We start from the raw sequence: 22,797 nt of genomic DNA on the forward strand, positions 1-22,797 counted from the left end.
GGCCGTGAGGGCTGCAGCGGTTCGTAAGGAGCACGTGCAAGGCGTGAGGGCAGGGGCAAGTCGTGAAAGTCAGTGAACGCCGCCGCCGCGAGGTGATCGACGCCCTGCGGCGCGGGACCGTTCCCTCTGCCGGGCTCGACCTGCTCGCCGTCGGCCTCGACCGCTTCGCCGAGGCGTTGGACGGCGAGCTGTCCACGGCGGTCCAGGGCGGCTCGGTCTTCAAGGCGGTCAGGGGTGAGTACGGCTCGGGCAAGACGTTCTTCGCCCGATGGCTGGCCGAGCGAGCCAAGCAGCACGGCATGGCCGTCGCCGAGGTGCAGATCTCCGAGACGGAGACGCCGCTGCACCGGCTGGAGACGGTCTATCGGCGGCTCTGCGAGAACCTGTCCACGGCCGAGTTCCCGCCCAGCGCGCTGCGCTCGATCGTCGACGCGTGGATGTTCACCCTGGAGGAGGACGCCCTGTCGGCGGGGGTCTCCGAGTCCGACTCCGAGGCGCTGGACGAGGCGGTCGAGGCGCTGCTGGAGAAGCGGCTGACCGAGGTCAGCCGGTCGGCTCCCACCTTCGCCGCGGCACTGCGCGGCTACCGCGCCGCGATCGCCGCAGGGGATCCGGCGACCGCCGAGGGCGTGCTCGCCTGGCTGGGTGGGCAGCCGCACGTGTCGGCGTCGGCCAAAAGGTCGGCCGGGGTGCGCGGTGACCTGGACCACTTCGGCGCGCTCGGCTTCCTCCAGGGGCTGCTGACGGTCCTGCGGGACTCCGGCCATCCGGGGTTGCTGCTCGTCCTGGACGAGGTCGAGACGTTGCAGCGGGTGCGCTCCGATGTGCGGGACAAGGCGCTGAACGCGTTGCGGCAGCTCGTCGACGAGATCGACTCCGGTCGTTTCCCCGGCCTCTACGTGCTCATCACCGGCACCCCGGCGTTCTTCGAGGGGCATCAGGGCCTGCAGCGGCTGTCTCCGCTGGCCTCCCGGCTGGCGACCGACTTCACCACCGATCCGCGCTTCGACAACCCGCGCGCCGTGCAGATCCGGTTGCCGGGGTTCACCAGGGAAGGGCTTCTTGAGCTGGGGAGCCGGGTCCGGAACCTCTACGCGGTGGGAGCCTCGCCGCGCGTCCCGGAGATGGTCGACGACGACTACGTCGCGTTGCTCGCGGAGGCGGTCGCGGGCTCGCTCGGTGGCAAGGTCGGGGTGGCGCCGAGGGTCTTCCTGAAGAAGCTCGTCGGAGACGTGCTCGACCGGGTCGACCAGTTTCCTGACTTCGACCCCCGGGAGCACTACCGGCTCACCGTGGCTTCGGGAGAGCTCAACGAGGTCGAGCGCAACGCGCTGTCGGTCGACGATGTCGAGCTGGACCTGATGTGAGCGCGGACGACCTCCACCCTGTCGTCCTCCACCACATCGTCAACACCCTCGGCTGGCCGGGGTTGCGGCCGTTGCAGGAGGCGGCCGTTGAGCCCCTGCTCGCCGGATCGGATGCCCTGCTGCTGGCGCCCACCGCCGGGGGCAAGACCGAGGCGGCGATGTTCCCCCTACTCAGCCGGATGGCCTCGGCCAACTGGCGAGGTATGTCCGTGCTCTACGTCTGCCCGATCAAGGCACTGCTCAACAACCTTCTCCCTCGCCTGGAGGGTTACGCGAGCTGGACCGGCCGCCGAGTGGCGCTCTGGCATGGAGACGTCTCCGGCACCCGGCGCAAGCAGATCCTGCGCGACCCGCCGGACATCCTGCTCACCACGCCCGAGTCGATCGAGTCGATGCTGGTCAGCGTCAACGTGGACCATCGGCAGTTCTTCGAGCACCTCCAGGTGATCGTGGTGGACGAGGTCCACGCGTTCGCCGGCGACGACCGGGGCTGGCACCTGCTGGCCGTGCTGGAACGCCTTACCAGGCTGACCGGCCGATCGATCCAGCGCGTCGGCCTCTCGGCGACCGTGGGGAACCCGCCAGAACTGCTCAACTGGCTGCAGGGGTCAGGGGCGGGAAGCAGACCCGGAATGGTCGTGGCTCCGGAGACGACAGCTGCACCTTCTTCGATTCCGAATTCCGACGAGACAGTCGTGTCTTCGCAGGCGCCGCCCGGAGACATTCAACTCGACTACGTCGGATCGGTGTCCAACGCCGCGGCGCTCATCACCGCGCTGCACCGGGGTGAGAAGCGGCTGGTCTTCTGCGACTCCAGACGTCTGGTCGAGGAGCTCGGCCACGCGCTGCGCTCCCGAGGCGTCACCACCTTCCTCTCGCACGCGTCGCTGTCGATGGACGAGCGCCGCCAGTCCGAGCAGGCGTTCGCCGAGGCGCGCGACTGCGTCATCGTCGCCACCTCCACGCTGGAGCTCGGTATCGACGTCGGTGACCTCGACCGGGTCATCCAGATCAACGCGCCGTCCACGGTCGCCTCCTTCCTCCAGCGCATCGGCCGCACCGGCCGCAGACCGGGAACGGCTCGCAACTGCCTGTTCCTCGCACTGGACGAGGAGTCGCTGCTGCAGGCCGCCGGGATCCTGCACCTGTGGGGGGAGGGATTCGTCGAGCGGGTCCGAGCCCCCTCCGAGCCCCGGCACATCGTCGCCCAGCAGATCCTCGCCCTCTGCCTGCAGGAGCACCGGGTTGGAAACCATACCTGGCAAGAGTGGTGGAACGGCCTCGGACCCTTCGGCGCCTCCGCCACCGTGATCCTCAGGCATCTGGTCAGCCATGGCTACCTCGACGAGGACGACGGCATGCTCTTCATCGGCCCCGAGGCCGAACGCCGCTTCGGCCGCCGGCACTTCATGGACATGACCGCGGTCTTCACTGCCGCGCCCGAGTTCACCGTGCTGTCTGGGCGCAAGGAGATCGGCCGGACCGACCCCGCACTGCTCACCGAGGAAATAGAGGGCCCTCGCCTGCTACTGCTCGCGGGACGGACATGGCGGGTCACCTACATCGACTGGTCACGGCGGCGCTGCTTCGTGGAGGCGGCAGACGGCCGGGGCAAGGCGCGCTGGGGCGGAACTGGGTACGGCGGCCTGTCCTACGTCCTGTCCCAGGCCATGCGCTCGGTTCTTCTAGGGGCGGATCCGCCCGTACGGCTCAGCCGGCGGGCGGTCGAACGGCTGGCCGTGCTGCGAGAGGACGCCGTTGACTCTGTCCATCCCGGAGGGACGGTCATCACCCGGGATCCCATGATGGACGATGTCCGCTGGTGGACCTGGGCGGGCTTTCGAGCCAACGCCACGCTGGCCGCGACCCTCGACGGCATCGTGGTGCCGGGCCAGCGCATCGACGAGGCATCGATCCGTCTCCGGAGCGACCTCACCCCGGAGATGTGGAAGGTTGGAACCGCGGATGCCACCGAGCGACTCTGCCTTCCCGACGTGGACGAGAAGGCTCTACACGGTCTCAAATTCAGTGTGGCGCTCCCTGAACGGCTCGCCGTCGCGACATTGGCGACCCGACTAGCCGACCTCGACGGCGCTACCGCCACGCTCGGTCGATCCGTTCGTTGGTCGATGCTCCAATAGAGGCCGCACCCCGTTCATGGCATAGCTCCCCAAATTATGGATCCTTCCATGGTCGGCCACGATTCGATTTCAGCTGGCGCCATGTCCGAAGGTCTTCTTCGGACAGCGAATGGTGCGTGAGGAAGCCTTCAAGGCATGCCTTAGCAGAGTCCAAAATTCGCCCGAAACCGGGCTCGTCATTTCGCTGTCTCACCTGGAGTGGCGACCTCAGCAGTTGCGTCTTCTCATTATTCGAGAGTTATCCTGAGATTGTGGGTGGCGGCTGCACCCGATTTGAAAACGCGTTGACGATCGCGGCATGATCTATGCAGAGACTGCACTCAGTTCGAGCCTTTGTTCTAGGCTTTACTGAGAGCGCGCTGACTTTCTTTCTGTGTGGTGTTTGGCAATCTACGGAAGGTGGCGGATTTACTCATGATTCGACTCAATGGCGAGCCGTTTCTGCTCGTCTGCCAGGAGCCTCCCCTCGTTGATTTGAAATTTATCCAGGTCATCGGCAAGGTCGCTGTGATGAACCAGTGTGTCGAAAAGATGAGCTTTAAACTTGGTAAGTTTGACTAGGGCAGTATCCACGCTATTCTTTGCGACAAGCCGATGGACCATAACCCGGTTGGTTTGACCCATTCGGTATGCGCGAGCGACGGCTTGCCGTTCTGTGCTGGGCTTGTACTGCGGTTCCATGATTACTACTACCGACGCACTCTGTAGGTTCAATCCGGCACTCCCGACGTCGATCTGCAGGACGAGGGCAGCGAAGCCGGCGCGAGCGTTGAACTCAGTTACCAATCGATGACGATCAACTATGGTTACACCACCACTGATTTCTCCACATTCTTCACCAATAACCTTCCTGGCCGTCGTCAGGACGTCTCGGAAGTAGCTAAAGACCAAGAGTTTTCGCTCGTTCCGTCGGCACTCCTCGGAGATCTGACTGAGGCGCTCCATCTTCGCGGAGTCCGTGTCATTCGCCGAGGAGAGGAGTGCGCGCGCGGCCATGAGGTTGCCTTCGAGCAGAGCCGACTGGTAGGCGGACCGCTCGGCGCTACCGACCTGAATCACCTCGTCCTGTGCAATAAGTGGGGGAAGCTCATCCAGTACGTCCTTCTGGTTGCGACGGAGGTACAGATGGGCGATCTCGCGCCGAAATCTGTCGCCGTCCAGATGAGCTCTACGGCCATCGCCGAAGCGCTGCTTTAGTTTCTTTCCTTCTGAAGAACTAACCAAATCAACCAGATTGATAAACTCGGCGGCGCGATTTTCCATCGGAGTTCCCCCCATCAGGAGGGCGCGCTGCCCCAGGCGGACCAGAGTCGCAGTCGCGCGGGTTCGATTAGCGTCAGGATTTTTCACGTAGTGCGCTTCATCGACGATCACAAAACCGATGGAGGGGAGGTCTTTTTCGGCCAGCTTTGCGGCCTGTTGAAAAGAGACGAGGATAATTCCGCCATCCCTCTGCCATCGCTGGAATGTTCTCTCGGCATCAGGCTCGCGGAAGGCGAGACCGGGGATGGTCGGCAAAGTTTCGATGATTTCTTGAAGCCAATTTTCGATCAGAGAAGCAGGGCAGATGACAAGGTGGTGGAACTGTTTTTCGTGCGTGATCGCATGGGCGATGGCGGCCAAGGCCTCGATAGTTTTCCCCAGACCCATCTTGTCACCCAGCAGCGCCTGCCTGACTGTGAGGGCGAATTTTGCTCCGAATTGCTGATATGGCCGGATGGTTTTCATGACCAACTGGAGGTCGAGGGATTGGGCTTGGATCCGTTCAGCCAGGTCCATGGGGAGAAAGGATCGCCCCACACCGCGGAGGACAGCTGCTTTTTCCTGTGGACTTCCCTCCTCGGCGGTGAATTGCTCAAGAAGTGAGAGTAGTGTCGCGCTGGAGTTGCGCCAGACAGTGATCAATTCCGCACTGTTTCTCAGCCGATCATCGGCCTGGCGTGTATCTTTGATTTTATGGGCCATTGTTTCTGTCGCATTTACGATTAGTGATGACAATGCCCGTTGTCGTGTAGTTTGATAAATGTCGCGTATCTGCTGTTTGCGTCGATCCCCACCGAAGAGCCAGCTCTGCAGCCTTGCTGACTGCTTCACTGACCTCAAGTCTTCGGTTAGTGATTGTAGGTCAGACCACTGAGGGGATTTGGATAGAGATAAGGCCTGGGAGAACATGAATAATACATGGACAAGCTCAACGTCGGATTCGTTCCATTCTGCTGGATCTGCCGGTGGCCGAAGGTCTGATGCTGTGAGCTGTTCTGCTCTGCGCAGTGCGTCCATCAATGTGGCGGCTCTGGTAGGGCCAATACCCTTAATGCCATGCAGTCTGGTCTGTATTCGCCTGAGATCGTATGCTGTATGCACTTTCTCCGCGTAGAGTGCCTTGAACGAAAAGCCAGCTCTGGGTCCAACGGCCTCCTCGATTGAAAGCTTCCTTAGGCGGAATGCCACACTTGTGTGTTGTCGCCGTCGGTGTGCTTTCTGAAGCCGTTCGCGATATGTAGAGATAAGGAACTGGCGCTCGTTTTCCAGTGCCTCTAGTTTCTTCAACGACTCTGATGCCCAAGAGTGAATCTCTTTGCGCTCTGAACGGCCCAGCGGCATATCAGATCCCATCGCTCGCTGAAGTTGTGTATGGCTTATCAGACGTAAGTGGCCTGGTGTGTTCGAGGTTCGCTTCTTTGGTTCGCGAGTCTTCCAGGAGATTGGCTTGCCTCTCAAGTAGGGGTCTACTTTCTTCGCTCACCTGTTCTAGATGTTTTCGGGTGGGTAAAAATTGAAGTTATGGCTTTACTGCAATTCGAACGAAAGGGATTCGATCAAATTTTCGCATGGCGATCTCGTTTTGCATGTTGCTATTTCCAGTGTTGGGTTTGTTATAATTCCGAGCTGCTAGGTTTGCTCGTTATGGCTATTTTGGCGATATCAAAATTCGGCTATCCTAAGTGAAGATGTTTTTGTTACCTTCCGCAATATGGTTAATGATCCGAAGGGAGACGCTTGGACGGCAGGGAGTTAACGATGCGGTTGGAGGTGCTCGCGGGCGGAGACACCGTTCGTCAGGAGCGGCTTACCCGTACGTTGCATGAAAAGCTTGCGGAAACCGATGGCATTGCTGTGGAGTTCGCCGTACCTCAGGCGGCTCCGGCTGGCGATGGACGCAAGGCCGGGATAACGGCTGATGTGATTCTCTGGGTCACTGTCGCCGCATCGGCACGGCCCGCCTCACAGCTATTGATAACGGCGATCAAGGAGTGGTGTGCCACCGAGCGGCACCGTAAAGTTCTCGTCACCCACGGTGAGCGTTCGATCGAGATCTCAGGTCGTCCGGACGAGGCTCAGGAGCGACTAGTGCGAGAGTTTCTCCGCGATGCCGATGAGTCTCATTGAGCAGGTCACTACGACGGCGGGCCTTGCTGATCGGTACAGAGACGTATCGGGATGGACGGTTCGAGTCTTTACCGTCCGCTCGCAGTGATGTCTGGCAGTTGCAGCAGGTCCTCGAGCATCGAAGCATCGGTGGATTCGCGTCGGTGAAGGTTGTAGCCGATCCTAGCGCGGACGATATGTGTTTGGAAATCTCCGAATTCCTTGAAAGCTGCGACAGCGACGAACTAGCTCTGCTGTACATCACAGGGCACGGAACTCGGCTATCGCAGTCGACCGGTGAATTCTTTTTCGTGGCGGCGGACACCAACTTCGACCGGATCATGGAGACAGGCGTCAGTGCCGGCTTCGTCAACGAACGATTGGAAGCATGTTGGGCTCCCCAGAAGGTAGCCGTGCTCGACTGTTGCCGCAGCGGTGGCTTCGCACTTGGTCTGCGCACTCATGACGGGAAACCCCTAAGAGCGACTAAGTCGGTAGAGCCCGTTCCGTTGGACAGCCGAGGGGTCTACGTGATCGCCTCGTCGAGAGCGGGAGAAGACTCCTTCGCCGGTGCTGACACTGCTGAAGGGCCGGAACCCTCAGCGTTCACCGCGCAGGTGGTCGAGGCGTTACGCACGGGAAAGGCAGGAAGGGACAGCGCTGGTCAAGTCTCCGTGGATGACCTCTTCGAATATGTCAACCGGCGTATGCGCGGCCTGGGTATTCAGATCCCGGTAAAGTCCGCTCATGCCGTGGATGACCGCATCATCTTGGCAAGTTGTCCTCAGGGAGCTGCTCCCCTCCTGGTACCGCTGACCCAGAGATCGATCAGTTCTATGCCGGAGATATCGCATACGCAAGGGACCGTAACCGCTTCGAAGGCGCCTTCGACCGTACCTATGTGGTCGCAACTGCTGGACTACTACCGAAAATGTGTGCTTTCCGATGAGGCGGAGACACCGCTGCTTACGGTTGCGGATCGCGGCAGGTCATACGCATGTCTCACCGGCACTGAACGCTTCCTGTCCGGAGATCTGGATGACGATGGCTCCGCTCCAATCACATCCGAGGTCGCCTCGTTCTTGGACAAGGTTGCCGGGCAGGACGTAGAGCTGTGGGCCGGGTACCCCGCAGTGGTTCTCACCGGGCCGCGCGGCAAGTCTTCCTGGAGAGCGCCCCGGTTCGCTCCGTTGCTTATCCGTAGGGTCGAAGCAGTATCCGAAGCGGGCACGGTGCGTCTGAAGCCGTATGGACCGGTGCTGCCTCACCCTCAGCTGGCCCATGACTGGCTCGGTCCGGAGGAGGCGGCGGAACTCGCCTCCACCTACCAGCCAACATGGCATGCCGGACAGCATGATCTCATGGCGGTTAACCTCCGGAGCCTTCTGCGCAACGAGTTCGAGCTCCCATGTGTCCAGGAACTTCGGCCGGATCGGCTGGTGGAACGCATCGACGTCCACACGCCGGGGCATGGCGCACGCAATGCCGCCGTGATCTTCTTCGCACCGCGTGATACCACGGGGACGAAAAGGTTACTTGATGACTTCGTCGCCATCGCGGAGAAAAGCTCGGAGATCCATCGCACTGCGCTTGCGGCCCTGGCGCCTGACGCGATTGCCCCACTTGAACCCTCCGAAGAGATACGCCTGGTGACCCCGCTGTCTATCAATGAAGCGCAGGCCGCTGTGCTGCGATCGGCACTAACGCAGCGTCTTACCGTGGCTACCGGTCCTCCGGGAACCGGCAAAAGCCAATTGGTCGCGAACTTGATCGCTACCGCCGTGGCGAACGGCAGGAGCGTCCTAGTCGCCTCGACTAATAACCAGGCCGTCGATGAGATATGGCAGCGTTGTGAGCGGCTAGTCCCCGGTAGCGTTGTGCGGACCGGCTCCCGCGGTGGTGAAAAGGATTACACGCAGGAGGAGAGCGCGGCCCTTCAGCGGCTGTCTATCATCCCGCTACTGAACCGCAATCCTGTCACCCTCTCTGCGGACCTGGATCTAGCGATGGATGCACTCAGTGCCTTACGCGAGGAGCTTGCCGCCGCCGCTTATATTGAGCGTGAGCTGTATCAAGCTGGGGAAGAGCGAGAGGAACACGCGTCAAGGCTTGGCTGCGCCGTTCCCATGTTCGCGGAGCGTCTTGGAAACGACGAAGAGCTCACTCGCTGGGAGCTCAAGGCCGATCGCGTCGCCCGTGCCCGCTTCCTCGGCAGGTGGCGCCGTAACCGGCTATTGCGCCGTCTTGGCTTGCCCTCCGGTTTGGATGATGCCGAGGCATGCGCGGCTGTTGCGGAGTTCGCCGATGCTGAGGGCCGTTGGCGAAAGCAGCGCCATCGGACTCGAGTGGTACGCACCGACGCGGAACTCACTGAGGCTTTCAGTATGGCAGAGGCAGAGGTGCACTCCTCTTCGACAGCATTGCTGGAAAGTGCCGTGCGCATCAAGGCACGAGAGGGTCGTCAAGCGATCTTGGGACTTTTGCAGGCGAAAGAGGCCTCAAGTAGCGACTGGTCCGCTCTCAAAGCTGTGCTTCCCCATGTGCGTAGTTGGGCCGTCACCAGTCTGTCCGCGCGCCGCTTCCCTCCAAACCCCGCACTCTTCGATCTAGTGATCATTGATGAGGCCAGCCAGTGCGCGATCCCGCATGTGATTCCTTTGCTATTCCGTGCACGTCATGCTCTGATCATCGGCGACGTCATGCAGTTGCCGCATATCGCCAAGATCGTTCCTGAACAGGAAGCGGTAATCCGGGGCGGTGCGGGTCTCCGTGCCGATTGGTTGGAGAAGCGCCGTCTGGCCTACCGTCGCCACTCCGCCTTCCACGCGGCTGAGCACGCCGCTGGTGGAAGCATGTTGCTCGATGAGCATTATCGTTGTCACCCAGACATCGCCGCAATCTCTAATGATCTGTTCTACGATGGCGCGCTTACTGTGCTCACTGACATTCGCTCCCGCCCTGCGGTGAAACGTCCGGCGATTACTTGGGCTCCAGTCAAGGGACGTGCCCTGCGCCCAAACTCGGGTGGCTCCTGGTTGAACCAGGCAGAAGTTGACAAAGTGAGCGAATGCGTAGGCTACCTATTGCGGCACCTTCCGGAGGAAGCAAGCATTGGAGTAGTTACCCCCTTTAAGCCTCAGAAAGAAGCGCTCCAGGAGAGATTTACTGGTCAGAGCCGCGTGCGAGTGGGCACTGTGCACACCTTCCAAGGAGGTGAATGCGATGCGATGGTTTTCTCTCTCGTCGCTGCGGAAGAGATGCACCCCGGAGCGGTCAACTGGATCGACCGGCAATTGAACCTGTGGAACGTCGCCATCACCCGGGCGCGATCCCACCTCATAGTGGTGGGGGACCCTGAACTGTGGAAGAAGCGTGGTGGCGTCGCGGCTGCCCTGCTACAAGCCGCTGACGGGGCAGGCCAAGCGGGCAGCAGAAGCGATAATGAACGAGATGACCTGTTGTTGCGTCTATACAGGAGGCTCAGGGGGGTTTCTGGAGCCACCGTCGACCTTGGCGGGACTGTCAACGGCTACCTTATCGATGCGCGCTTGGAGATCGATGGAAAGATCACAGCCGTTCTCCTTGATCGAGGGCCACAGGAAGGCGTCGATCACGCAAGACATTTGCGGTTGATGTTGCGTCGCCAGAAACTGCTGGAGACTCCCAGCTCAGGAGGGAGCGCCGTCAGGTTTCCTGCTTGGAGGCTGTACGACGTCTCTATCATCAGCGAAGCGTTCAAGTGATGTGAATTTCCCCCAGCTGAAGGTTAAGCGTCCATGCCCACATGCACGGTGCCGTCTTTGGGGGTGACCGCGGCGAGGAGGCTCGTCGGGATGCGGAACACCTGGCCGGGAGCTGCCGGCCACCGCAGTCAAGGCTGAGGCGTTCTCGGCTGCTGAGACGGTCGCAGCCCTGCAGCGGGCTGGCAGTAGAGGCCACCCCGATGCGGAGATGACAAACGCGACCCCTGATGATCGTCGGTGTCTAGCCAGTCGATCAAGAACAGGGGCCGCGTTCGCGTGCCATCATTCCCGATCAACGTGCTCGCCCGCCACTTGGAGCACGTCCCCGCTTTCGACCCATCGACCGATCTGCCCGCGCTGGCCGAGGTACTGGGCACCCTGCCCGACCCACGCAGCCACCGCGGACGTCGCTACCGACTCGGCCCACTGCTGGCCCTAACCCTGCTCGCCGTACTCAGCGGAGCCACCTCCATAGCGGCGATCAACAGATCCATCCACGGATACGACCCGGACATCCTGTCTCGTGCCGGGCTCCCCGGCACCGTTCGCCTGGCCGCCAGCACCCTGCGGCGACTACTCGCCCGCCTGGACGGCGACGCCTTCGACACCGCGACCGGCACCTACCTGGCCACCCTCGCCGCCGGCGGCCCGCCCGCCACCGACCACCCCGAAAGCCGACCACCGCTGACCGGCCTGGCCATCGACGGCAAGACCCTACGCGGCAGTCGCACCGCCAACGGCACGGTGCACCTGCTGGCCGCCTTGCGCCACGACACCCAGACCGTCGTCGCCCAACGCCAGGTCACCGCCAAGAGCAACGAGATCCCTGCAGTTGCGCCCCTGCTGTCCGGCCTGGACCTGTCCGACGTGGTAGTCACCGCCGACGCCCTGCATACCCAGCACGCCCATGCCCGCCAGATCATCGACTCCGGCGGCCATTACCTATTCATCGTCAAAGGCAACCAGCCCACCTTGCACCGCCGGCTCAAGGCTCTGCCCTGGCGCCACGCCCTGCTCAACGACCGCACCGATACCCGCGGCCACGGCCGCCGCGAGATCCGCCGCATGAAGATCTGCACCGTCCGGCCCGGCCTGCCCTTCCCCCACGCCGCCCAGGCCATCCAGGTCAAACGCCGCCGCACCGACCGCCGCACCGGCAAAACCACCATCGTCACGATCTACGCGATCACCAGCCTGCCGCCCGGCCGCGTCACCCACGCCCACCTCGCCACACTGATCCGCGGCCACTGGAGTATCGAGGCCCTGCACCACATCCGCGACGTCACCTACCGCGAAGACGCCTCACGCGTTCGGACCGGCACCGCCCCACGGGTCATGGCGAGCCTGCGTAACCTGGCCATCGGCCTGGCCCGCTTGATCGGCTGGACCAACATCGCCGCCGCCACCGATCACTACCGCAGCCACCCCACGGACGGTCTTCAGCTACTCGGTCTCACAACATGAGAACGCTTCGGCCCTGCCACCGCAGTCGCTTCCGTGCGATGACTTTCCCGTTTGCCGCAGAACGACTCGGAGGAACGGGATGCAACGGTCTCCCACAGCGGCAGGCGATGGCGCGACGGTTCTGGAAAGGGGGTCGGCGGGGCCCTCTTTGGCAGGCTCGGGTGAGACATGGGGATGAAGTACCCTTCTGAGCTTCGAATAGGGCGAGACAGGACCGTTGACGATCGCGACTTTGACTGCTGCCGACCTGGGTGCCGGCGTGCGTGATGATGGAAGTGTGAGTTCGGAGCCGGAAGGGCCGCGGGCCGAGCGGCCCAGGCGGCGGAGGTTCAGCGCGGACTACAAACTGCGGATCGTGGCCGAGTACGACGCGCTGACCGAGCCGGGCGCCAAGGGTGCGCTGCTGCGCCGCGAGGGGCTGTATTCCACGCACATCCTGGACTGGCGGCTGGCCCGCGACCACGGGGCCCTGCAGGCGCTGGAGCCCAAGCCGCCGGTGCGCAAAGACGCCAAGAGCCCGGCGGAGAAGGAAGCCGACAAGCTGCGGCGGGAGAATGAGAAGCTCGCCGCGGAGCTGGCCAGGACCAAGAAGGCGCTGGCGATCTTGGGAAAAGCACACGAGCTCTTGGAACTGCTGTCCGAGAGCGAGGAGCCCAGCACGCCGGCGAAGCCGGACGCGTGATCAACGAGGCGTTCGAGCAGCTGGAGCGGATGCTCGACACCACGAACGCCTGCCGGCTGACCGGTATCTCGCGGGCGACACTGCACTCGGCGGCGCAATCCCCGGCCCGCCCCGGTGGCCGCGCCGCGGCCGGCCCCGCCCAACGCGCTGTCGCGTGATGAGCGCCATGCGGTGCTGGAGACGCTCAATTCCTACCGGTTCATCGATAAATCCCCGCCGCAGGTGTGGGCGACGCTGCTGGATGAGGGCCTGTATCTGTGCAGCATTTCCACGATGTATCGGCTGCTGCGTGCCGAGGACGGCGTACGCGAGCGTCGCGCTCAGGCGCGTCATCCGGCCAAGACGATCCCCGAGCTCCTCGCTGATGGCCCTTCGCAGGTGTTCACCTGGGACATCACCAAGCTGAAGGGTCCCACCCCGGGCAGCACCTACGACCTGTATGTGATGCTCGACATCTATTCGCGCTACGTGGTCGGCTGGCGGGTCGAGCACCGCGAAAGCGCCGAGTTGGCCACCGACTTCATCGCCACCGCCGTGGCGCGTAACGGCGGCAGGCCCCGCGTGGTGCACGCCGACCGGGGCCCCTCGATGACCTCCCGTGATGTCGCCGCGTTGCTGGCCGAACTGCAGATCACCCGCTCGCATTCGCGTCCCAAGGTGTCCAACGACAACCCCTACAGTGAGGCGGCGTTCAAGACGCTGAAGTACTGCCCGGCCTTTCCCGAGCGGTTCGGCGCTCTGGCTGATGCCCGCGCGTTCTGCGAGGCGTTTTTCACCTATTACAACCACGAGCACCGCCATTCGGGGATCGGGTTGCACACCCCGGCCTCGGTCCACTTCGGCACCGCTGAACAGATCCGTACCCAGCGAGCCGTCACTCTGGAAGCGGCCTACGCGGCCACCCCGGACAGATTTCACACGAGGCCGATCCCACCCCGGATCCCCACCAAGGCGTGGATCAACGACCCAGTCAGGCGGGAGAAAATGACACAGAACGATTGAAACGACCATGTCTCACCGAGCTTGACAAGTTCCGGGGTGGCCCAGTATGCGGCGATCTGGGAGCGATCGGGTGGACCGGCGTGGGTCGCTCGTCATGGTCTGACATCGGCGCAGTATCAGACGGAGTTCGACCGTCTGGTCGGGCAGGGTTACCGCCTCACCGACGTCAGCGGTTACGGCACCGGCTCGGCCCGATTCGCGGCACTCTGGCTGAAGGAGACAACGGACGACAAGGTTGCGCAGCGGTCCACCGGTACCGAATGACTTCGGTCGCTCACCCTCCGGCCGGAACAGGTACGGAATGACCTCGGTCACTCACCCTCCGGTCGGAGCTGCCCGCCCACCGGCCTGAGGACGCTCCACCGGCTCACCGCTCGGCTCCATCCAGAGCCGGGTGAGCCGGTGGAGCAGACTTCAGCTGCCGCAGTGTTCGAAGAGGCTGTCGTAGGCGGACGCGCCCGCCTTGCCTCCCCACTTGACGCATTTGCCGGGGGCGGCGGCGCGTACAGGACCGGCGTAGTAGCCGAAGTTGCCGGAATCGGTGATGCGGGTCTTCCCCTGCACCTCCAGGTAGGCGGAGGTGGCGGTGGCGGTGCCCAGCGAGGTGAGCTTGATGGTGGTCACGCAGTTGTTGCCGTTGGCGGTGTTGTAGAGCAGGTAGACGGTGCCCGCCGAGCCGAGGGTCGCGGAGTCGATCACCGTGTAGCCGGAGCCGCAGACCGACTGCGGGGTGTGCGGGTTGGTGCCGCCGCCGTTGCTTCCGCCGACGTACTGCATGTACCTGGTCCAGTCCCAGTTCGGGCCCGGGTCGGTGTGCGTCGCACCGGGCACCTGGTTGTGCCCGATGATGTGGGCGCGGTCCTTGGGGATGTTGTACCGGTCGGCGATGCTGCGGGTCAGCGCGGCGGAGGAGCGGTACATCGAGTCGGTGAACCAGGAGGCGTTGTCGACGAAGCCCTCGTGCTCGATGCCGACCGATCGGCTGTTGTCGTTCCCGGCGTGCCAGGCCCGGTCCTTCTCCCGGACCATCTGGGTGATGGCGCCGTCCGAGGAGCGGACGACGTAGTGGGACGAGACCTGGGCGGCGGGGTTCTGGAACCAGGAGATCGTGCCCGCGTAGGAGCCCTGGGTCACGTGGACGACGATCCGGTCGATCACGTTGCTCGTCGGACGGTTGGAGACGGCGTAGTTGGACGAGCTGGCCGCCACCCAGCGGGCCGACGGGTAGTCCACGGCCGCGGCCGCGAGGGGTTCGTTCAGGTCCCGGGTCCGGGCGTAGGCGCCGAGGTCGGGCCGTACCGACCGCGCCTTCACGGTCAGGGTCTCGCCGTCCGGGGTGGCGGTGCGGATACCCGTGCCCAGCAGTTCGTAGACGGTGTCGGCGTACAGCCGGGCCACCTCGGGGGTCGAGGCGTTGCCGTACTTGGCCACCGCCGGGTACCACTTCCCGGGGTCCTTGCGGGCGGTCGCGTCCAGGCCGAGTTCGTCGGCGTAGGCGCGCAGCACCGCAGCGCCGCCCGTGACGTTGGCCGCGTCGTCGGTCTTCAGGGCCGCGACCGGTTGACCTGTCAGCGAGGCCGCGCGTTCCAGGGTGCGGCCGGCCGGGCTGCTGACCAGGTGCATGACTCCGTAGCCGCCGCTCGCGCTCGGCGCGCCGTCGTGCCCGTCGAGGTGGGTCTCGGCGTATCCGAGCGTGACCAGCAGGTCGCGGGGCACCTCGTAGGTCGCGGCGGCGCGGGTGAAGGCGTCGGCCAGTGGATCCGGGGGAGCGGCGCTCGCCGGCCGGCCGACCAGGCACACGAGGGGGATGAGCGAGCCGGCCAGCAGCGCGGCTGAACGGCGAAACAGGGCCTTCACAGGTGCTCCTCAGCAGGTGGGGGTGGGGAAAGGACCGTCCCCCGGGGGGCGGGGACGGTCCTTGCTGACGTCAGCCGCAGTGTTCGAAGAGGCTGTCGTAGGCGGACGCGCCCGCCTTGCCTCCCCACTTGACGCATTTGCCGGGGGCGGCGGCGCGTACGGGACCGGCGTAGTAGCCGAAGTTGCCGGAATCGGTGATCCGGCTCTGTCCCTGTACTTCGAGGTAGGCGGAGGTGGCGGTGGCGGTGCCCAGCGAGGTGAGCTTGATGGTGGTCACGCAGTTGTTGCCGTTGGCGGTGTTGTAGAGCAGGTAGACGGTGCCCGCCGAGCCGAGGGTCGCGGAGTCGATCACCGCGTAGCCGGAGCCGCAGACCTCCTGCGGGGTGTGCGGGTTGGTGCTGCCGCCGCCGCAGTTGGCCGAGGTCACCGTCTGGGAGGGGTAGCCGAACGTGGACCCGTTGAAGACGGCCTTCTGGACGTTGGCCGGGTAGCTGGTTCCCTGACGAACCTCGTAGTGCAGGTGGGGTGAGATGCCGTTGCCCGGTCTGCTGGTATTGCCGACCGTGCCGATCTGCTGTCCCTGGGAGACCGAGGCGCCCTCGCTCACCGAGCGCGAGTTCAGGTGCGCGTAGTAGGTGGACCATCCGCCGCCATGATCGATTTTGACCAGGTTGCCGTAGCCGTTGAGCGATCCCTGGTGAGCCGAGATGACCACCGTGCCGGCCGCCGCGGCGACCACGGTGTCTCCCAGGTCGGCGTTCGCGGTGCCGCCCCGGTTGAAGTCGATCTCCCACGACTGGTGCGCGCTGCTCCCGCTGGAGTTGCCCGCCCAGGCCTGCCCGCAGGGGAAGGGGAGCTGGAAGTTGGTCGCCAGGGTGGTCGCGCCGTCGCTCGGCGCGGGGTTCGCCTCAAGCGTTGTCACCGGGTCCGCCAGAGTCGCCGCACCGGCGTTCGGTGCCAGGACGGCGCCGCCCGCGAGGCTGAGCAACAGGGCGAATCCCGCCGTGAGTACCCCTCTGAGTCTCATGCAGATCCTTTCCCGCAGGTCCGGTGAGGTGAGGCCCTGACCGGCGCCGTGCACTGTTTGTTGGATCTTTCCGAAAGTCCTTTGCTGGGGTTAAGGGTCTGGATCGGCTGCATAAAAATCATCCAAAATCGGCATAACGGCCCGTCTGGCTCGCGCGGAGGCGGCCGGGGGAACCGGGTGCGGCGTCTCCTGAGAGCACGGGCGCGGTGACCACGACCGGGTGACGCCGATCACGTCCACTTGACCTCAACAAAGCTTGAGGTTCGAGGATGTCCACAGAGACGTCGAACGGGAGTGATCGGTATGAGAGTCGTCCAGGTGACCAGGTTCGGAGGACCCGAGGTGCTGGTGGCGGGCCAGGCACCCGATCCGGCCGCCGGACCGGGGCAGGTCGTGGTCGGGGTGTCCGTCGCGGACATCCTCTCCGTCGAGGTGCAGCTCCGCAGTGGCTGGGGCGCCGAGTACTTCAACCTGAGCCCGCCGTACGTGCCGGGGAGCGGGGTGGGCGGACGGGTGATCTCCGTCGGGGAGGGCGTGGACTCCACCTGGGTCGGACGGCACGTCGTCACCGGGACCGGAGGCGGCGGTTACGCCGAACGGGCCGTCGCCCCGGTGGAGGAGCTGATCCCGGTGCCGGACGGGCTGGACGTCCGAGAGGCGGTGGCGCTTCTCCAGATCGGTCCCGCCGCGCTGAGCCTGGTCGAGGAGGCCTCGATCAAACCGGGGGAGCGGGTGCTGGTCACCGCGGCGGCCGGTGGTCTCGGCAGCCTGCTGGTGCAACTCGCGCACGCGGCGGGCGCCCACGTCATCGCGGCCGCCCGTGGCACGCGCAAGCTGGACCTGGCCGGAGAGCTGGGCGCCGGCACCGCGGTCGATTACTCCGGGGCGGACTGGCCCGAGCGGGTGCGCGAGGCGACGGACGGCGAGGGAGCGGACGTGGTCTTCGACGGCGCCGGCGACCGGCTGGGCCAGGCCGCGTTCGAGGCAACGGCACGGGGTGGCCGGTTCTTCGCGTACGGCGTGTCCGGCGGGAGCTTCGCCCGACTCGACGCCGAGGAGGCGGAACGACGCGGGGTGAGCGTACGCGGGATCGAGCAGGTGCAGTTCGCGCCGGGGGATGCCAGAAGACTGGCCGAGCGGACGCTGGCGGAGGCGGCGGCGGGCCGGATCAGGCCGGTCATCGGGCAGACCTTCCCGCTGGAGCGGGCCGCCGACGCGCACGCCGCGATCGAGGCCCGTGACGCCGTCGGAAAGACCCTGCTGCTGACCTGAGGCTGCCGTCCCGAGCCTTCGGCGCCCCGCCATCGGTTTTCCTCCGTGTTCGAGAAAGGAAGGGCCATGTCCCGAGCCATCCGCTACGCCCGCTACGGCGGCCCCGAGGTGCTGACCCTCGACGAGGTCCCCGTCCCCGATCCCGGACCGGGAGAGGTGCGGGTCGCGGTGCGTGCCGCCGGAGTCAACGGCATCGACTGGAAACTCCGCCGTGGGTTCCTCGCCGGTGGCCGGCTCCTGGACGGACCCGTCGGCACCGGCGTCGAGTTCGCCGGAGTCGTCGACGCCCTCGGAGCCGGGGTCCGGGACTGGAACGTGGGCCAGGCGGTCTTCGGCCACGTCCCCTCCGGAGCCGTCGCCACCCACGTGCGGGTCGCCGCCGAGGGACTGCTGGCCAAGCCGGACCGGCTGTCCTTCGAGCAGGCGGCCGCGCTGCCGGTGGCCGCCGAGACCGCCTACCGCACCCTGCGGCAGCTCGACGTGAAACACGGCCGGACCCTGCTGGTTCACGCGGTCGCCGGGGGCGTCGGGCTGGTCGCCGCGCAGCTCGCCCGCGCCTGGGACGCGGAGGTGGTCGGCACGGCCGGTGCCGTCCACCACGACTTCCTGCGCGAGCTGGGCGTCCGGCCGGTCACCTACGGCGACGGCCTGGCCGAGCGGGTGCGCGCCGCCGCCCCCGAAGGGGTCGACGCGGTCCTGGACGCCTCCGGCCGTGACGTGCTCGCCCTGTCCGTCGAGCTGACCGGTGACCCGGAGAAGGTCGTCACCATCGCCGACGGGCGCGCCGCCGAGCACGGGGTGCGCTTCTCGACCGGCGCCGACGGGGTGCCCCTGCCGGAGGTCTTCGCGGAGATCTTCCCGCTGCTGGAGTGGGGCGCGCTGCGCCTGCCGATCGAGAGGACCTTCCCGCTGGAGCGGGCCGCGGACGCCTATCGCCTCAGCGAGGAGGGCCACCTCCTCGGCAAGATCGTGATCGTGGTCGCGTGAGGCTCACCCCGGCCCGGGGCGAGGTACGGGGCCGGGGTGCGACCCGGGGAGATGAAGGTCAGGCGAAGAGCAGGTCGGTGAGCCTCTTCGTCGCCTCGGCGAGGGCGCCGACCGATCCGACGCGGGCGGCGAGGCGCGCGAGCGTGTCGGAGAGCCGGTCGCGGTCCTGCTCCTCGGCCGGAAGGGCCAGCTCGTCGGCGACCTCCGCCGCGTCGCGAATCGCCGGCCCCGGCTTCTCCAGGGACGCCGCGTGCCGCTCCACGAGCGCCCGCAGTTCGCGGGCGAGGCTCACGGCCTCGTCGGCGCCGCCGCCCTCGCCACCGTCACCGGCCGAGTAGTTGACCGTCGCGTTGTCGCCGACCGTGGTGGCCCCGCTGAACGTGCCACCGGTGATCTGGTTTCCGTAGTTGGTCATGTCGCCTTTCCCATGGGAGAGGAGGGGGCCGCCATGTTGACGGTGGCCTGCGCGCCGACCGTCGTGGTCCCGTTGAACGAACCGCCGCTGATCATCGTGCCGTTGTTGACGATCGCGGCCGCCTGCTGCCGGTAGGCGCCGGTGTCGATGTCGTGCGCCTCCAGGAAGTCGAGGACGCCGGCGTTGAGGCGTTCGCCGATGAGCTTGGTGTATCTGAAGGAGTCGAGCTGCTGGAGGTAGGTCGTCTCGCCCTGCTCGGCGCCCATCTCACGGACGCTGGAGCGGGCACCGTAGTCGTAGAGGATGTAGTCCTGGGGATGGCGGCGTGGCACGAGCCGGTCGCGGAGGGTCGCGTAACCGAGGCCGATCAGCCGGATCGGCGCGAGGACGAGATCGCCCAGCAGCTGCCCGCGTAACACCGCGAGGGAGGTCAGCGCGATCCGGGCGGCGCCGTCGCGGGGGAGACGATCCACGAGGTGGTAGGCGTCGGCGATCGGGGGCAGCACGGTGACGATGAACTCGGTGTAGAGCATGCGCCCCTCGACCGCGAGGTACACGAAGGCCGAGACGACGACCTCCTGGTCCTCGGCGGGCATGACCAGGCGGTGGTTCTCGTCCCTGATCTCCGGGGCCGCCGTGCCGACGGTGATCCGCTGGTAGTACCTCAGCCCCGCCTTGGGCTGGCGGACGACGGCCCGGATGGCGGCCTCTCCCAGCCCGGGCACCGGCAGTCCGGTGCCCGGATCGATCAGCGGGTGCGTCCCGTCGTTCGTGAAGAGCCGGTTGACCTTTCCGCGGGCGATGACGTGATCGCCGATCTGGAGGTCCAGCCTCTCGGCGGGACGGTCGACCTGGTCACGCATCTCGACCAGGCGCAGGCCGACGAAGTCGTAGAGCTCCTGCGGGTCGATGACGGGGGTCTCACGGGCCCGCGAGGATTTCGGCCGGTCGAGCTCGACCGCGATCGCCCAGGCCCGGGCGACCTGGCCGGCCCCGACGAACGGGTTCTCCGCGGAGTAGAGGGTGAGGTTGCCTCGCTGGGCCTCGGTGAGATACGCGATGCGCGCGGCGTCCGACGGGGTGCCGGCACCGGCCGAGGCCGTCGCCCCCGGCCGCAGATCCCTGGACAGGAGCATGCCGATCGCCACCCGGTAGCCGACGACGATCACCAGCGTCACGAGGACAAAAAACAAGCCGAGCGCGGAGTTCGGCTCGCTCCCTTCGGAGAATTCGTCCGCCGGCGAGCTCAGCATGTAGCGGCTCAGGAAAGTGAAGAAGAACAACAGCAGGATGCCGGCCATGGCGACCGTCACCAGGCCGGTGCGATTGTTCAGGTGTCGCCGCTCGCGCTGCTTGCGGATCTGGGTGGACCAGAGCACCGCCAGCACCGCGACCGTGACAATCCAGATCAGCATGTATCCGGGGGCCGCGACCACGCCGATGACGATCACGGCGGTCAGGAGCAGGTCCCGTACGGCGAGCATGGCCCTGGCCCGCAGGCAGTGGCTTACGACCGGGCCGATGTCCACGTCGCCGTGCGAGGACGCGACCGCGCGGTAGGGGTCGCCGAGAAGCTCGTCGACGACCTTGTTGCGAAATCCTGTGTCGAGATAGGCGGCCGCGCACAGGTAACGCGTGACGCTACGCAGAGGAAGCGCGGACCGCGGCGACGACTGTGGTGCGAAAGGGACTGAATTCATGGGGGACTCCGAAGTGTCGGATGTCCCTGATGGTAGGTGTGAATCGCGGGATGTCGCCGGTGCTTCGCGCAATCAAGGTCTTTTGTGGCTTTTTTGAAATGCCGTCTGGATCACTGATATCGATAATCGGATGCGTTTATATGGGGATTTGTATCGAACGAATGGCGCCGCTTCCGGTACGCATTCGGTGATCATTCGTTGCGAAGATCGGCGGAGCCCTGGCGGAGACGGGACGCGGCGGGTTCGGGCAGGTCGAGCCCGCGCGTGGAGATGCCGACGGCCAGGCAGGTTCCCCGGGTCGCGGCTGCGAACAGCAGGCAGCGTTCACGTTGCAGGTCCTGGTGGTGAGCGATCGGGTCTTCTTCGGCAGGCGTGATGGCAGCGGTTGGCCGACATCCGCGTCACCCGAAACCGGCGCGCGACCTCCAGCGCCGACACTCCCTGAGCGAACAGCTCAGCGGCCTCAAACCGTAACCGCTCGCGTTTGATGCGTTCCTCGGCGGTCAGACCACCATCTTCGGGATATCTCATACCTTCGGCATAGCAAACCTGTCATCAGCCGTCGGCACCCGTACCCCGCTGTAACTTCCACCCTTCAAGGTCAGTTGCGAGGAAGTAACGGTCTGGGCTGATGGGTCGATCCACGGGGGGGGTGACTGCTTGGACGGAGATAGCCGCACGCATCCAGTTCGACGGTCTGCTGGAGCCGTACAACGACAGCGTGATGTCCGACTCATCGCCTGTGTCCATCCACATCCGACTGCCCGGTCGCCTTTATGCGATACGCACCGGGTTGCGTCGTGCTCTTTGGCGCGGGAAGGTGAGGCTGGACCTCTCCACGGAATCGGGTGCACGGCCTTCCCGCTCCCGCTGGAGTGCGGCAGATGAACTGCGTCCATTACTCTGAGTGAGTTGACAGGCACGGAATCATGCCTGTTTACTGGTCTCAATCACGCCATCGGACACGTGCCGGTGGTTGAAGGCCCCGTCCGTTGGACGGGGCCTCACTTATTTCCGCCATAGGTCCGGATGCCACGATGCCGGGCGCTGAATCTCTCCCATGTGATCCTGAAGCTTCTCCGGGAACTGGCAGGTTTCGAAGGCGTTCGTCTTGATCTGCCGGAAGAAGGTCGGAGGGATCTGCTGTAGTTGCCAGCTGCCCGTGGAACGTCGTCCGGGATTGAAGATGCCCACCGGCAGGCCATGGTCATGGCAGACCATCCGGATGGGTTCTGCGAGATCGGCGTCATTGCTGATCACGACGGCGGATTCACAGTCACCGCTGAGAGCGTCGGAGAGTAGGTAGGCCCCGATGTTGACATCCGTTCCCTTCTCCTCCACCTTGATTACTTCCACGGTCCTCGGACCGGTGAGGGGAGGGCGGGCCAGGCGCATTCGGACCTTGCTGACCTGGAAGCGTCCGAGGTGGATGCTGAGGTGCGGAATCGTGGCCAGAGCCCTGAGATAGAAGTCTTGCCGGTTTGGTTTGTCGGGATCATCTGGCCATGCCATGACATTGGCGGTGAAGTAGCGGATGCGACGGATCTCATGTGCGGGCAGAAGTCGACGGGTGAAAGTGTCAAGGTCCAGCCACTTGTACGGGCTGCCCTTGAGCCGACCGTAGAAGAGGTTGAAGCCGTCAACATAGACGTTCGTTATCACAGGGTAAATATATCGTCACGTAACGTAAGGGCTGTGCTGGTTTCCCGGAGCCCAAAAGGGAGTGTGGGCGTGAGCCGGGTTGGATCTCTCCCTATGTAATGACCAGGGC

The 22,797-nt window shown here is 64.9% G+C and carries 15 protein-coding genes and 1 pseudogene; 9 read left to right on the forward strand and 7 right to left on the reverse strand.

Going from position 1 to position 22,797, the window contains the following annotated elements; genetic code table 11:
- Positions 1-62 precede the first annotated feature (62 nt).
- Together brxD and J2853_RS44170 are read left to right on the forward strand one after the other, a co-directional pair.
- The gene (gene brxD / locus J2853_RS44165) at positions 63-1,367 is read left to right on the forward strand and encodes a BREX system ATP-binding protein BrxD (RefSeq protein ID WP_307567816.1); all 1,305 of its coding nucleotides are present in this window, start codon (positions 63-65) and stop codon (positions 1,365-1,367) included.
- Positions 1,364-3,508, forward strand: a complete 2,145-nt coding sequence (locus J2853_RS44170) for a DEAD/DEAH box helicase (protein ID WP_307567817.1) — start codon at positions 1,364-1,366, stop codon at positions 3,506-3,508. Before brxD ends, J2853_RS44170 begins: the two co-directional genes overlap by 4 nt.
- A 408-nt stretch (positions 3,509-3,916) precedes the next feature.
- Here J2853_RS44170 and J2853_RS44175 read toward each other — a convergent pair whose 3' ends face one another.
- The gene (locus J2853_RS44175) at positions 3,917-5,602 is read right to left on the reverse strand and encodes a DEAD/DEAH box helicase (protein WP_307567818.1); all 1,686 of its coding nucleotides are present in this window, start codon (positions 5,600-5,602) and stop codon (positions 3,917-3,919) included.
- 927 nt (positions 5,603-6,529) lie between these two features.
- Between J2853_RS44175 and J2853_RS44180 the strand changes: the two genes are divergently transcribed.
- From J2853_RS44180 to J2853_RS44200, 5 genes and pseudogenes are all read left to right on the forward strand, one after another.
- Positions 6,530-6,898 (forward strand): effector-associated constant component EACC1, encoded by a 369-nt coding sequence (locus J2853_RS44180; RefSeq protein ID WP_307567819.1) that lies wholly within the window; start codon positions 6,530-6,532, stop codon positions 6,896-6,898.
- A 23-nt stretch (positions 6,899-6,921) separates the two neighbouring features.
- Positions 6,922-10,620: a caspase, EACC1-associated type gene (locus tag J2853_RS44185; protein WP_307567821.1), complete on the forward strand. Its 3,699-nt coding sequence runs from the start codon at positions 6,922-6,924 to the stop codon at positions 10,618-10,620.
- Positions 10,621-10,896: 276 nt separating this feature from the next.
- Positions 10,897-12,084 carry an ISAs1 family transposase gene (locus J2853_RS44190; RefSeq protein WP_307566136.1) on the forward strand — a complete coding sequence of 396 codons (1,188 nt, stop codon included), beginning with the start codon at positions 10,897-10,899 and terminating at the stop codon, positions 12,082-12,084.
- Positions 12,085-12,331: 247 nt separating this feature from the next.
- Positions 12,332-13,768 (forward strand): annotated as a pseudogene (locus tag J2853_RS44195) (IS3 family transposase).
- Between the two features lie 36 nt (positions 13,769-13,804).
- Entirely contained in the window at positions 13,805-14,032 is a 228-nt protein-coding gene (locus J2853_RS44200; RefSeq protein WP_307567823.1) for a hypothetical protein, read from the forward strand.
- Positions 14,033-14,182: 150 nt separating this feature from the next.
- Here the strand turns inward: J2853_RS44200 and J2853_RS44205 are convergent, their stop codons facing one another.
- Together J2853_RS44205 and J2853_RS44210 are read right to left on the reverse strand one after the other, a co-directional pair.
- Positions 14,183-15,625, reverse strand: a complete 1,443-nt coding sequence (locus J2853_RS44205; protein ID WP_307567824.1) for an N-acetylmuramoyl-L-alanine amidase — start codon at positions 15,623-15,625, stop codon at positions 14,183-14,185.
- Between the two features lie 70 nt (positions 15,626-15,695).
- On the reverse strand, positions 15,696-16,652 hold the full coding sequence (locus J2853_RS44210) for a M23 family metallopeptidase (protein ID WP_307567825.1): 957 nt from the start codon (positions 16,650-16,652) through the stop codon (positions 15,696-15,698).
- Between the two features lie 303 nt (positions 16,653-16,955).
- Between J2853_RS44210 and J2853_RS44215 the strand changes: the two genes are divergently transcribed.
- The gene (locus tag J2853_RS44215; RefSeq protein WP_307567827.1) at positions 16,956-17,924 is read left to right on the forward strand and encodes a zinc-binding dehydrogenase; all 969 of its coding nucleotides are present in this window, start codon (positions 16,956-16,958) and stop codon (positions 17,922-17,924) included.
- A gap of 66 nt (positions 17,925-17,990) precedes the next feature.
- Positions 17,991-18,911, forward strand: a complete 921-nt coding sequence (locus J2853_RS44220) for an NADP-dependent oxidoreductase (RefSeq protein ID WP_307567829.1) — start codon at positions 17,991-17,993, stop codon at positions 18,909-18,911.
- Between the two features lie 58 nt (positions 18,912-18,969).
- Here the strand turns inward: J2853_RS44220 and J2853_RS44225 are convergent, their stop codons facing one another.
- From J2853_RS44225 to J2853_RS44235, 4 genes are all read right to left on the reverse strand, one after another.
- Positions 18,970-19,326 carry a hypothetical protein gene (locus J2853_RS44225; protein ID WP_307567830.1) on the reverse strand — a complete coding sequence of 119 codons (357 nt, stop codon included), beginning with the start codon at positions 19,324-19,326 and terminating at the stop codon, positions 18,970-18,972.
- Positions 19,323-21,026, reverse strand: a complete 1,704-nt coding sequence (locus J2853_RS44230) for an AbeC-like domain-containing protein (protein ID WP_307567832.1) — start codon at positions 21,024-21,026, stop codon at positions 19,323-19,325. Before J2853_RS44230 ends, J2853_RS44225 begins: the two co-directional genes overlap by 4 nt.
- 324 nt (positions 21,027-21,350) lie before the next feature.
- Positions 21,351-21,557, reverse strand: coding sequence for a helix-turn-helix domain-containing protein (locus tag J2853_RS48070; RefSeq protein WP_370879498.1), 207 nt, complete (start codon positions 21,555-21,557; stop codon positions 21,351-21,353).
- A 477-nt stretch (positions 21,558-22,034) separates the two neighbouring features.
- Positions 22,035-22,688, reverse strand: coding sequence for an NYN domain-containing protein (locus J2853_RS44235; RefSeq protein ID WP_307567834.1), 654 nt, complete (start codon positions 22,686-22,688; stop codon positions 22,035-22,037).
- Between the last annotated feature and the right edge of the window lie 109 nt (positions 22,689-22,797).

The sequence above is a fragment of the Streptosporangium lutulentum genome (genome assembly GCF_030811455.1).
Lineage (GTDB): Bacteria > Actinomycetota > Actinomycetes > Streptosporangiales > Streptosporangiaceae > Streptosporangium > Streptosporangium lutulentum.

Coding starts and splice junctions, on each gene's coding strand:
- J2853_RS44225 (WP_307567830.1), bottom strand. CDS start 19,326: ATGACCAACTACGGAAACCAGATCACCGGTGGCACGTTCAGCGGGGCC.
- J2853_RS48070 (WP_370879498.1), bottom strand. CDS start 21,557: ATGAGATATCCCGAAGATGGTGGTCTGACCGCCGAGGAACGCATCAAA.
- J2853_RS44210 (WP_307567825.1), bottom strand. CDS start 16,652: ATGAGACTCAGAGGGGTACTCACGGCGGGATTCGCCCTGTTGCTCAGC.
- J2853_RS44220 (WP_307567829.1), top strand. CDS start 17,991: ATGTCCCGAGCCATCCGCTACGCCCGCTACGGCGGCCCCGAGGTGCTG.
- J2853_RS44215 (WP_307567827.1), top strand. CDS start 16,956: ATGAGAGTCGTCCAGGTGACCAGGTTCGGAGGACCCGAGGTGCTGGTG.
- J2853_RS44230 (WP_307567832.1), bottom strand. CDS start 21,026: ATGAATTCAGTCCCTTTCGCACCACAGTCGTCGCCGCGGTCCGCGCTT.
- J2853_RS44180 (WP_307567819.1), top strand. CDS start 6,530: ATGCGGTTGGAGGTGCTCGCGGGCGGAGACACCGTTCGTCAGGAGCGG.